This is a genomic window from Haloactinopolyspora sp. (assembly GCF_027324685.1).
Classification (GTDB): Bacteria; Actinomycetota; Actinomycetes; order Jiangellales; family Jiangellaceae; genus Haloactinopolyspora.
Window position 1 is genome coordinate 1 of record NZ_DAHVSH010000089.1, and the last position, 11967, is coordinate 11967.

Annotated in this window: 11 protein-coding genes; 6 read left to right on the forward strand and 5 right to left on the reverse strand. The window is 69.2% G+C overall.

Annotated elements, in window-relative coordinates:
- A partial coding sequence (locus tag M6444_RS09800) for an AMP-binding protein (RefSeq protein WP_298326244.1) occupies positions 1-806 on the reverse strand: 806 nt, incomplete at its 3' end.
- 197 nt (positions 807-1003) lie between these two features.
- On the opposite strand from M6444_RS09800, the gene M6444_RS09805 reads away from it, so the two are divergent.
- Entirely contained in the window at positions 1004-2083 is a 1080-nt protein-coding gene (locus M6444_RS09805) for a phosphotransferase (RefSeq protein WP_298326248.1), read from the forward strand.
- Positions 2084-2118: 35 nt separating this feature from the next.
- Here M6444_RS09805 and rfbB read toward each other — a convergent pair whose 3' ends face one another.
- Positions 2119-3093 carry a dTDP-glucose 4,6-dehydratase gene (gene rfbB, locus M6444_RS09810; protein WP_298326250.1) on the reverse strand — a complete coding sequence of 325 codons (975 nt, stop codon included), beginning with the start codon at positions 3091-3093 and terminating at the stop codon, positions 2119-2121.
- Between the two features lie 47 nt (positions 3094-3140).
- Between rfbB and rfbA the strand changes: the two genes are divergently transcribed.
- From rfbA to M6444_RS22965, 4 genes are all read left to right on the forward strand, one after another.
- Entirely contained in the window at positions 3141-4031 is an 891-nt protein-coding gene (rfbA, locus tag M6444_RS09815; protein WP_298326253.1) for a glucose-1-phosphate thymidylyltransferase RfbA, read from the forward strand.
- 20 nt (positions 4032-4051) lie between these two features.
- Positions 4052-4654, forward strand: coding sequence for a dTDP-4-dehydrorhamnose 3,5-epimerase (rfbC, locus tag M6444_RS09820; protein WP_363326307.1), 603 nt, complete (start codon positions 4052-4054; stop codon positions 4652-4654).
- A gap of 261 nt (positions 4655-4915) precedes the next feature.
- Positions 4916-5146 (forward strand): hypothetical protein, encoded by a 231-nt coding sequence (locus M6444_RS09825; RefSeq protein ID WP_298326257.1) that lies wholly within the window; start codon positions 4916-4918, stop codon positions 5144-5146.
- Complete coding sequence (locus M6444_RS22965; RefSeq protein WP_363326305.1) at positions 5133-5513, forward strand: type II toxin-antitoxin system PemK/MazF family toxin; 381 nt, start codon at positions 5133-5135, stop codon at positions 5511-5513. The genes M6444_RS09825 and M6444_RS22965 overlap by 14 nt, the downstream gene beginning before the upstream one ends.
- 70 nt (positions 5514-5583) lie before the next feature.
- On the opposite strand, the gene M6444_RS09830 is transcribed toward M6444_RS22965, so the two are convergent.
- Both M6444_RS09830 and rfbD read right to left on the reverse strand, forming a co-directional pair.
- Positions 5584-6477, reverse strand: a complete 894-nt coding sequence (locus tag M6444_RS09830; RefSeq protein ID WP_363326306.1) for a sulfotransferase — start codon at positions 6475-6477, stop codon at positions 5584-5586.
- A 14-nt stretch (positions 6478-6491) separates the two neighbouring features.
- Positions 6492-7346 carry a dTDP-4-dehydrorhamnose reductase gene (rfbD, locus tag M6444_RS09835; RefSeq protein WP_298326263.1) on the reverse strand — a complete coding sequence of 285 codons (855 nt, stop codon included), beginning with the start codon at positions 7344-7346 and terminating at the stop codon, positions 6492-6494.
- Positions 7347-7465: 119 nt separating this feature from the next.
- Here rfbD and M6444_RS09840 point away from each other — a divergent pair, with 119 nt between their 5' ends.
- The gene (locus tag M6444_RS09840; protein WP_298326267.1) at positions 7466-10636 is read left to right on the forward strand and encodes a glycosyltransferase; all 3171 of its coding nucleotides are present in this window, start codon (positions 7466-7468) and stop codon (positions 10634-10636) included.
- Here M6444_RS09840 and M6444_RS09845 read toward each other — a convergent pair.
- Positions 10603-11934, reverse strand: a complete 1332-nt coding sequence (locus M6444_RS09845) for a hypothetical protein (protein ID WP_298326270.1) — start codon at positions 11932-11934, stop codon at positions 10603-10605. The two genes, M6444_RS09840 and M6444_RS09845, sit on opposite strands and share 34 nt — an antisense overlap.
- Positions 11935-11967 lie beyond the last annotated feature (33 nt).

The window sequence follows — 11967 nt, forward strand, 5'->3', positions numbered from 1 at the left end:
GCGGCGCCGTCGTGGCGGGCCAGCAGGTCGTCCCAGTGCACCAATCCCTCGCCTGGCAGCACGTGGTCGTCCGGCTGCGAATCGTCCGTTGCTGCTGACGGGACCATGATCGTGGCGGCCAGGCCGGGCAGTTGTTCACGTACGGCATCGACGGTCGCCGACACGTCGAAGTACCGCCCGCCGTACGAGTAACCGCCGGTGGCGATCAGTACCTTCGGCTCGATCTGGGTGAACCGGTCGGCGACGGCGCGGGCGCCGAAATCAGGCGAGCACGACGACCACACGGCCCCCAGGCTCGCCGTGGCGAGCAGCGCGATGAGCGCCTGCGGGGTGTTGCCGACGAAGGCGGCCACCCGGTCACCGCGGCCCACGCCCAGCTCGACCAGCCCAGCCCGGACGGCGGCGACGCGACGGCGCAGGTCGGCGTAGGTGAGGACGACACGGACGCCGGACTCGGCGCGGAACACCACGGCCTCGTCGGCGTCGTCCTTGCCGGCTCCGGGACGAAGGGCGTGCTCGGCAAAGTTCAGCGTGGCGCCGGGAAACCACTGGGCGCCAGGCATGGACGCCTCGGCCAGCGCGGCGGTCGGCTGGTCGTGGAACGTGACGTCGAAATAGCGCGCCACGGCGGCCCAGAACGCTCCGGGATCGTCGACGGACCAACGCCACAGTGTGTCGTAGTCGTGGGCCTCGACGATGCCCCGAGCACGCAGCCAGTCACGGAAGGCGCTGATGCGGCTGCGGCTCACGCGGCTCGGATCGGGCTGCCACACGACCTCGGGCTCCACGTCGAGGTCCGCACTCATGGCCGTCAACATACCGCGCCCACCAGGGGCGGGCTACAGCACGCCTAGGTCAATTCTGAGAAAACTCTCATGGAGGAATCACTGAATTCCACGAGTTGGACCGCTTACCTTACGGGATGCCAGTCACCTCGCCTACCAGCGCCGATTCGGTCCGAGCGCTCGAGTGGTCCGCTGCCATCGAGCGGACGAGCTCGACCGTGCCTCGGCGCGGTCTCGTCACATGGCGCCGTCGTTCGTTCTTCACCGACAACCGCGTCGCGTTCTCGGCCGCGCTCGATCTCGACGCTGGCTTCCCCGCGCGTGGGCTGTTCGTCAACCATCGCACCGGCGCGTCTTTGCTGAGTACCGAACGCCGCGAGGTCGCCCGGTCGTTGGCGGCGGCCGATGTCGTCGTGGCCGGCGCCATGCGTACCAAGGAGCAGTTGCGGTTCCGGTCGTTCTACCTGCTCGGCCATCGTCACGGCACGATGGCGTCGCTGGTCGTGCATCAGCGGTTGGCCGCCTCGGTCGGAACACCGCTGGTCACCGGCGCGCGCGTGCAGGCGATGCTGTACGGGCAGGGGCCGTTCGTCATCCCGCGCATCTTCGAGTCCGGATCGGCCACGCGGCTGCCGTCACTGGGCGTGGCCGACTGGGTGGTCGAAGAGGTCATCGACGGCGTGCCGGTGCGGGTCGGCGACACCGCCGGGGCATCCGAGGTGGCGGATCAGCTCATCGATCAGCTGGCGGCCTTGTGGGCGCACACCGGCGTGACACACGAGGTGCTCGACGCCGAACAGCGCGAGCGTGCGCTGACCGCCTTCGCCGGTCTCGTCGCCGGGGCGCCAGACGGGTTGTGGCCCGCTGAACTCGACCGGGTTTGGCTCGAACGGCGCGCGAAGTCAGCGCTCGCAGACGTGCGGCCGATGACCGTCGGGCCCAGCCACGGCGACCCCGGCCTGGGCAACGTCCTGCGGCTGCCGGACGGCCGGCTCGCGTTGGTCGACTGGGAGGACGCCGGACGCCGCGCGCTGGCGCACGACATCGTCAAGGTGGTGATGTCCGCGCCGGACCCGCTGGCCGCCGCCGCGCGCCTCGCGGACCCGGCCGAGCTGCGCCACGCCATGGCCATGGCCGGGGCCATGCCCTGGCGCAGGCAGGTAGCCGTCGCGCTGCTGCTGTTCCTGCGCGGCTGGCGACACCGGCACAACCGGGCCGTCAAGCGGCGCAGCATCCCAGCGAACACCCGGCGCATGCAGGCGATGCTCCGGGTACTCGATCTGCTGCTGGACGACTGAGACGTCGGCCGTGGCGCTCGAGGCCTGCGGCCGCGTCAGCGATCCTTCAGCGGCTCCCACCACGCGCGATTGTCGCGGTACCACTGCACGGTCTCGGCCAGGCCGGCTTCGAAACTGCGCTGCGGTGCGTAACCGAGCTCGGCGCGGATCTTGGAGTCGTCGACGGAGTACCTGCGGTCGTGCGCCAGGCGGTCCTCGACGAAGTCGACGTAGTCCCAGTTCCGGCCGGTCGCATCGAGCAGGTAGCCGGTGATCTCCTTGTTCGTCAGCTCGCGCCCGCCGCCGATGTTGTAGATCTCGCCGGTCTGCCCGCCCGAGCGGACGAGCTCGATGGCCGCGCAGTGATCGTCGACGTGCAGCCAGTCGCGCACGTTGAGCCCGTCGCCGTAGAGCGGGACGTGCTTGCCGTCCAGCAGGTTGGTGACGAACAGCGGAATGACTTTCTCGGGGTACTGGTACGGGCCGTAGTTGTTGGAGCAGCGGGTCACGCTGACCGGTACGCCGTGGGTGCGGTGGTAGGCCAGCGCGACGAGGTCGCTGCCGGCCTTGCTGGCGCTGTACGGCGAGTTCGGCTCGAGGATGTGGTCCTCGGCCCACGATCCGGTCTCGATCGACCCGTAGACCTCGTCGGTGGAGACGTGCACGAACCGGTCCACGCCGTGGCGGCGGGCGGCGTCGAGCAGGGTGTGCGTGCCCACGACGTTGGTCATGACGAAGTCGGCGCCGCCGGTGATGGAGCGGTCGACGTGACTCTCCGCGGCGAAATGCACCACCTGATCGCAGGTCTTGACCAGCTGGTCGACGAGTGCGGCGTCGAGGATGTCGCCTTCGGTGAACGTGAAGCGGTCCGATTCCGCCACCGGATCGAGGTTGGCGAGGTTGCCCGCGTACGTGAGCTTGTCCAGCACGACGATCTGGGCCTCGGCCAGCCCGGGATAGTCCCCGGACAGCGCACGACGGACGTAGTTCGACCCGATGAAACCGGCCCCGCCGGTGACGAGAACTCGCATGGAGCCCTTCCTCATAGTGATGCGTGGCGCGGCTATCGTAGGCGCACATGCGAGGAATCATTCTGGCGGGTGGCTCAGGGACCCGGCTGCACCCCCTGACAGTCGCGGCCAGCAAGCAGATGCTACCGGTCTACGACAAGCCGATGATCTACTATCCGCTGACCACGCTGATGCTGGCCGGCATCCGCGACATCCTGGTCATCACCACCCCGCGCGACCGCGAGCAGTTCGAAACGCTGCTCGGTGACGGCTCGGACTTCGGCGTGTCGATCTCGTTCGCCGAGCAGGCCACGCCCAACGGGCTGGCGCAGGCCTTCGTCATCGGTGCGGACTTCGTCGGATCGGACAGCGTCGCCCTCGTCCTCGGCGACAACATCTTCTACGGCGCCGGACTGGGTACCCGGTTGAGCCAGTACTCCGAGATCGACGGCGGCGTCGTCTTCGCCCACCACGTCGCCGACCCCAGCGCCTACGGCGTCGTCGAGTTCGACGACGCCGGGCGCGCGCTGAGCCTCGAGGAGAAGCCGGCCCAGCCACGCAGCAACTACGCCGTGCCCGGCCTGTACTTCTACGACAGCGACGTCGTGGACATCGCGCGCGACCTCGAGCCCTCGGCGCGTGGCGAATACGAGATCACCGACGTCAACCGCCGCTACCTCGAACGCGGCAAACTGCGCGTCGAGGTGCTCCCGCGCGGCACCGCGTGGCTGGACACCGGAACCTTCGACAACCTCATGGCCGCCGGCGAGTACGTCCGGGTGATCGAGGCTCGGCAGGGTCAGAAGATCGGCTGCCCCGAAGAGGTCGCCTGGCGTATGGGCTTCATCGACGACGAACACCTGCGCCAGCGCGGGGAACAGCTCGCCAAATCCGGCTACGGCACCTACCTGCTGCGACTGCTCGAACAGGCGGATGTGGCGGAGGTGGGAGCGCCGTGACGGGACCGTCGATCGTGCCGATGGCCATCGAGGGTGCGTGGACCGTGACACCCCGGCAGTTCGCCGACGACCGCGGCGCCTTTCTCGAGTCGTTTCGCGGCGACCTTCTCGCGCCGTACGTCGGCCACCGCCCGGACGTCGTCCAGACCAACGTCTCGATCTCGGCAGCCGGGGTGATCCGCGGCGTGCACTTCGCCGACGTGCCGCCCGGGCAGGCCAAGTACGTCACTTGCGTCAGCGGTGCGGTGCTCGACGTCGTCGTCGACATCCGGGTCGGCTCGCCCACGTTCGGACGCAGCGACACAGTGCTACTGGACGACGTCAACCGTCAGGCGGTCTACATCTCCGAAGGGCTCGGGCATGCGTTCATGTCGCTGGCCGACGGATCAGCGGTGACCTACCTGTGCTCGACGTCGTACGCTCCCGGACGCGAGCACGGCATCAACCCGCTGGATCCCGAACTCGGCATCGACTGGCCTGACACCGACCGGACCGGCCGCCCGATCACCGTGACCCTGTCCGACAAGGATCGCGCCGCGCCGAGCCTGGCCGAGGCGGCCCGTACCGGCCTGCTTCCCGCCTACGAGGACGTTCGCTCCTACCACCGCAGCCTGGCGAGCTGAGTGCGCACGATGTGAACAAAGGAGACGGCTCCTACGACAGTGATTCCGTATCGCCTCCGGGACGGTTCCAGAGGGTCCGTGGGCCAGAGGTACTCGCCCTGCCTCGGTTCCTCTGATATGCGGTTCCTCTGAGATGGCCACGACCGACATCGAAGGCGCTACGGTCCGGGCTCTGCACGCGGCGGGTAACGGCACGTCGCGGGTCGGCGCTCTCGTCTGACTCTAGGTTGTCGCCTTATGATGTCGCCATAGACTAGCTATATGGCGACTGCGACGATCAGAGTGCCGAAGGAAACCCGTGATCTGCTTGCTGAGCAGGCACGGGCACGTGGCCTGTCGATTTCCTCGATGCTGACGGAGATGGCTCGACACGCGCAGCGAGACGCGATCTTCCAGTCCGAGCGTGACGCCGTGCGGCGCGATGCTGTGATGGCGGACGCTCGGGTGGAGGACCAGGAATGGGAGGCCACGCTCACCGATGGCATCGACTGAGCCGCGACGTGGCGAGTTGTGGCTCGTCTCCCTCGGTGCAGCGCGTAAAGGGGAGCCCGGCAAGAACCGGCCGGTCGTGGTTATATCCGTGGACGACATCAACACCGGTGTCCCGGACGAGTTGCTCGTGGTCATTCCGGTGTCGAGTTCCCGCGCACCGTCACCGCTAAGGCCGGACGTGTCGACAAGCGAGGGCGTAGAGCGATCGAGCGTGGCCGTATCGCGGGGTATCAGAGCAGTGGCGCGAAGCCGGTTCTTGGAGCGACTAGGCGCCGTTGCGCCCGACACCATGGCAAACATCGAGACGGCATTGGGCATGATCCTAGGCATCGATAGCGCAGTGATGGACGCCGAGACCGCGCCTTAGCGGTTGCCGCCCCCAAGCGGATGGGGCCATGACGACTCCCGGAGATGATTTCGCGACCGGCTGGGTCGAATCAGGTCGTCAGGACCTCGACCGAGCTGATGCCGTCTGCGCGCAGCTTCTCGACGACCTCGCGGTAGGCCTGCTCGAAACGGTCGTGGTCGGCTTCGGGGACGTTACGCCGCCACCGGCCGATACGGGCGCGCTCGGTCGTCATCTTCTCGTTGAAGAATGCGCGCATGGACTCTTCCGGGCTGATCTCGAGAAACTCGCAGATCCGGTTGAACTGGCCCTCGCGGTCGGAGTCCATCAGCGCCTCGAAGCCGACCAGCATCACGTAGCCGGGTTGGGCCGGTTCCTTCTCGGCGCGTCGCAAGCGGGTGCCCCACCACTCCAGCGCCGCGAACGGGTCGTTGGGGCCCCACGACTTGGACGCCACGGAGACCGCGACATCACGCCCGTCGCGGACGATGTGGATCAACCTGGAGTCGGGGAACATCCGCTGTAGTTGTGCGGCCTGTTCGACGTTGGGTGGGGTCATCTCCACCCAGGAGTGCGCCTGGGACTGCTCGACCAACGGGTCGAAGATGGACGACATCAGGTCCGCCCCTGCGGCGGCGGAGTCGCTCTGGTACTTCTTCAGGTAGCGCTCGACCGCACTTTCGAGGGTGTCGCGCTGGACGCCGGCCAGATGCAGACCACGTGCCGAGCCGTTGTTGACCGTGCGGTGGAAGTAGTGGCCGAGCATGCTCTCGCGGAACTGTTCCGGCGTGACTTTCCCGGCTGTGAGCCCGACGAACCCGGCGGCTTCGGTGTGGAATCGCGCCTCGATCGGGATCAGGTGATACGCCGAGTGTTCGCCCAGCAAGCTGGCCATGATGGTGGTACCACTGCGGCCAGTTCCGCCGACGAAGACAGGGCCAGGGATCTTGGAGCGGCGTCGCCTCGAGAACATGAATGCCACCATAACCGCAACTGTGCTCAGCCGGTGCCCAGGACGCTCGGTGCGGCGGCGGCGAGTGCTTCCTCCCAGGCCCGCAGCGGTTTGAGGCCGGCGCGCGCCCAGCCGGCGTGTCCGAGCACCGAGTAGGCGGGCCGGGGAGCCGGGCGCGGGAAGTCCGCCGTGGTGATCGGACGGACCCGCTCGGGATCGTGCCCGAGGAGCGCGAACACGGCTCGAGCGAGCCCGAACCAGGTGGTCTGGCCGGTGTTCGTGGCGTGATAGATGCCCGCAGGCGCGTTGGCGTCGGTCAGGTCGACGATGCGTTCGGCGACATCGCGCGACCACGTAGGCTGGCCATGCTGGTCGTCGACGACGTTGACCTGATCGCGTTGCTCGGCGAGGCGGGCCATCGTCGTCACGAAGTTGCGCCCGCGCGCGCCGTAGAGCCAAGCAGTCCGGATCACCGTCGCGCCGGTGGGCAGTGCTGCCAGGACGGCACGTTCGCCGGCGAGCTTGCTGCGCCCGTAAGCCGTCGACGGGGATGCGGGCGCGTCCTCTGGGTAGGGAGTGGTGGCATGACCATCGAAGACGTAGTCGGTCGACACGTGGATCAGCCGAGCGCCGTGCTGAGCGCACGCGGCAGCGAGAATACCGGGGCCGACGCCGTTGACGGCATCGGCGCGCTCGGTGTCGGTTTCCGCGCCGTCGACATCGGTGTAGGCGGCGGTGTTCACCACCACCGTGTGGCCGCGTACGGCGGTGTCGACGGCGGCGGCGTCGAGGATGTCGAGCTCGGTGCGAGGCGCGGGTGTCACGTCGGCACCTCGCTCGGTGAGGACGTCGACAAGGTCGCTACCCAGCATTCCGCCGGCGCCGGTGACCAACCACGACATCGTGAAACTCCAAGCGTGCGGCGAACGTTCGTAGGGGGTCGTGACGCTTGTAAGATACCGGTGCACTTGGGTCGGGAAAGGCCCTGGGGTACAGGGGGCGGGTTCCCGAGGAGACGTGAATGAAGGTACGTGTGGGCCATGCCCGCAGCGCGGCTCGCCGACTGGCGGCGAGGATTCTCCCGCAGTCCTATATCGACGACGAGGCTCGCCGTCGACGACGGATTTCGGCGGCGGTGCGTGACAGCGGCCTGTTCGATGCCGAATGGTATGCCGAGCAACTAGACGAGCCGATCCCGCCGGGTGTGGATCCGCTCGACCACTTCGTCGCGCACGCCGATCAGACGGACGTGTCGCCGAACCCGTGCTTCGTCTCCGAGTGGTACCGCGACCACCCGCGGACCCCGAAGTCGCTCGATGTGGCGCCATTCGTCCACTACGTGAACCGGGGCATCGAACGCGGGCTGTCACCGCACCCGCTGTTCGATCCCGACTACTACGTCGCCAGGCATCCCGGCGCCGCGGAGCACCGGGGTGGGCCGTTGGGGCATTACCTCGAGATCGGCTGGAAGCAAGGCGCCAAGCCGAGTGCCGAGTTCGACCCCGAGGTCTATCGCGAGAACTTCGGCGACATGGACGGCCCACCGCTGGCCGACTTCGCCCGCCGGGTCCGCCGCCTGATGAAGGAGACCCGGGGCTACGAGGACCTGCCCCGCACCGCCGAGACGTTCGATCATGAAGCGGCGGAGGCGTTCAAGCGCACCGTCCGCGAGCAGTACGCCGAGGTGGCCGAGGAACCGCCGCTGGTGTCGGTGATCATTCCCACCAAGGACCGCGCCCAGGGCGTGCTCGCCGCCATCGAGTCCGTCCGGGCGCAGACCTACCGCAACTGGCAGCTCATCGTCGTCGACGACGGCAGCACCGACGGTACGGCCGCGGCTGTCGAGCCGCTGCTGGCCGACGAGCGCATCGAGTTCATCCGGCGCGAGCAGGCCGGCGGGGTCTCGGTGGCCCGCAACGCCGGGCTCGCCCAAGCCCGCGGCGAGTACATCGCCTATCTCGACTCGGACAACACCTGGACCCCCGAGTTCCTCGAGATCATGGTCGCCTTCGTGCGCACCCGCTCGCTGCGGTTCGCCTACGCCGTGTCCGAGCTGGTCGAAGAGCGCAAGGGCGGGCGCCGCGGCTACCGGTCGCTGCCGTTCAACCGGCCGGCCCTGCACGAGCGCAACTTCATCGACTGCATCGTCGTGCTGCACGAGCGGTCGCTGCTCGACGAAGTGGGCACGTTCGACGAACACCTTCGCCGCAACGTCGACTGGGATCTGTTCATCCGGATGTCGCGGGTGACCGATTTCGAGCTCGCACCGTTCATCGCCACCCGCTACGACGCGTGGGAGGAGCGCTCGGACCGGATCACCATCAACGAGCTGTTCGGCTATCGGTTCGTCATCCGGGCCAAACACCTCATCGACTGGGAGGCCGTGGACCGCGGGCTCGACCAGCGCAGGCCCGGCGGGGTCTCGGTGGTCATCCACGCCAGCGCCGTGGCCCAGACCGTGACCACCACGGTCGAACGCATCCTCGAGGTGACCGGCACCGACGTCGAGATCATCATCGTCGATGCGAAGACCCCTGAGGCCGAGGCGATGCGCCTGCAGTTCCTGCAGGTACGTTTCCCACAGGTGCGCGTGCTGCGCCAGACCCAGGCGCTGTCCCTGGAGCTGTCGAGGTCGATCGGCGCGGCCCAGTCGACCGGTGAGTACGTCGTGTTCACCACGGCGGACACCTGGGTCGAGCCGGGCTGGCTGGATGCGTTGCTCGCCCCGCTGGCCGACGGTTCGGCCGCGGCGGCGCAGCCGCTGGTGCTCTGCCCGGACGGGACGGTGTGGACGGCCGGGGTGGCTTTCGCCCGCGGAGCGCACCCGCACAACCTGTTCCGCCGCTTCCCCGGCGACGCTCCGGAGGTGATCCACCCGGCCGAGCGGGTGGCGCTGTCGGCCTCGGTGCTCGCGGTGCGGGCACACGACTTCGCCGCCGTGCGTGGCTTCGATCCGTTGTTCGTCAACGATCTCGACAACGCCGACCTGAGCCTGCGCCTGGCTCGCACCACCGGGCGGGCGCTGCGCTACGTGCCGGACAGCCTCGTGTCGTTCATCGCGATGCCCGAACGCCGCCACACCGCGTCGGCGATGTCCACCGCCACCGACAACCAGGAGCTGTTCTTCGGGCGCTGGAAGAACTCGGTCGGCCAGAACGACGAGCAGTTGTGGGGCGAGGCCGGGTACTCGATCGTCGGTTACGACGGCGCCGCGCCGACACACTGGGGTTTCGACCCGATCGTGGTCCGTGACCGCGAGCCCGCGCCGCTGCGGTGGGCGCTGAAGATCGGCCCGCCGGACGTGCGTCGCCGGACCAACTGGGGCGACTGGCACTTCGCGCTCGCCTTGAAGGCCGCGCTGGAGCGCCTGGGACACGAGGCCGTCATCGACGCCAAGAACGCGTGGTACCGCTCGACGTCCCGGTTCGATGACGTCGCCCTGGTGCTGCGCGGGGTGAGCGTGTACACGGTCAACCCGCAGCAGATCAACCTCTCGTGGGTCATCAGCCACCCGGAACGGGTCACCCGACGCGAGCTCGCGTCGTTCGATGCGGTCTTCGCGGCCTCCACCAGCCTCGCGCACCGGCTGTCCACCGACTTGGGCTCACCGGTGCAACCGCTGCTGCAATGCACCGACGCCGAACGGTTCCGCCCCGTGCCGCCGGACCCGCGCCGGCGCCACGAGGTGCTGTTCGTCGGCAACGCGCGCGGCGTGCGGGCGTCGGTGGCCGCAGCGCTGGAAGCGGGCATCGTCCCGTCGGTGTACGGGGTCCGCTGGCGCGGGCTGCTGCCCGAGGGCGCGCTGCAAGGGGAGTACCTGCCCAACGAGGAGCTCCCGGCCGCCTACACCGCTGCCGGGGTGGTGCTCAACGATCACTGGGACGACATGAAGAACGAGGGCCTGTTGTCCAACCGGCTGTTCGACCTGGCGGCGTGCGGGGCCCGTGCCGTCAGCGACGACGTGCCGGGGCTGTCCGAGGTGTTCGGCGACGTGATCTTGACCTACCGCACGCCCGACGAGCTGGCCGAGGCCGTGGCGACACAGCTGGCCGAGACGCCGGAGCGCGCGGCCGCGCGGATGGCGCTGTCGGAGAAGGTGCGCCGGGAGCACTCCTTCGACGCCCGGGCACAGACGCTGGTGGAGACGGTGCGCAAGCTTCAGGCCGAGCGCGACGCGATGCGCGCGAAGTAAGACGAGTACGCGGGGTCGACCGTCGCCGGGCTGTCCCCGGACGGTCGGCCCGCGTACTGGCGCTCGCTGGTGCGTAGCGCCTCATCCAGACCGGCGGTGTCACCGCGCGGCACCACGGCGGCGACGCTGAGGTCGTGCACGGCGTAGCCGGATCCGTCCGTGTGCACGACGGCGCCGCCGTGGCTCCGGTGGGCACCGAGCTCCAGCAACTCGCCGGGCGCAGCGAGCACGGCGCCGGCGGTGAGCTCGTCGCTGGACCGCTCGCCGGCCGGTCCGGCGTACACCGTCAGCCCGAGCGGCTCGAGGTAGGTGCGGCGCACGCGCACGCCGGCGACGCGGCGGCGGGAGTAACCGCGGCCCAGGACGAGGTCGGTGACGTGCTGGGGCTGGTACGACAGCCGCGGGGTCATGATCGTCGCGAGTTCGGTGGTGCACGAGCTCAGCGCTCGACTCACGGCGTCGGTGGCATCGCTGCCCCGGATGACCTCGACCACCGGTCCGGCCGCGCTGATGGTGGCGACCAGCTCGTCCGGATCCGGATCGTCCGCGCCGAGCGTGACGCAGATCTGCATGTGCTGCCATGTCTGAGCGCTCACCTCGGCCGCCAACCGGTCGAGGTCGTGCCCCGCGCCGGCGTCGACGACGATGGTGACCTCGGGCCGCGACGACGGCACCCCGGCCGCGGCCGTGGCGTGCAACAGCGCAGCCCGCCGGGCCCGGACCGACCAGCGTTCCCGCTGGTCGACGTCGCGCAGGACGGACGGCGTCGCCTCGGCCACGATGCCGCCGAGCTCCGCCCCGAGCAGCCGGTACACCGACAGCGGCAGGTCAGCGGCGAGCACCGGCACACCGGCGACCAGCAGCTGGCGAACCAGCCCGCCCAGCGCGACCGGGCCGCTGCCCACATCGAGCGGCACCCGGACGCCGGCGAACGGGCGCAGCGCGGCGACGTCTTGACGGTCGAGCACGGCACCGCAGGCCACCGAGGCGACGACGTCGTCGTCGTGCACGAAGCGCATGGTGCCGTCGGGTGCCGCGACGAGATCGGCCACGGACCGGGTGACGTCGGCCGGGTCGGTGTCGAAGGGATCGAAACCTTCCGGGGAGACCAGAGCGGTGTTCACCGGCGGCAGGAGCGCCGGGCGCAACGACTGGGCCGCCGCGCGCATGGCCGCGTGGCCGAGGTCGGCGAGCTGGGTCCAGGTGAGCGAGCGCAGCGTGGCCGGCGCGGCAGGGGAGGCGGCGGGAGAGAGGTCGGTTTCGATCGGCATGTCGGTGCCCGGTAAGTTCGTCGTCATCAATCGTCGTCTTCAGGTGGCGTCGTCATCGGA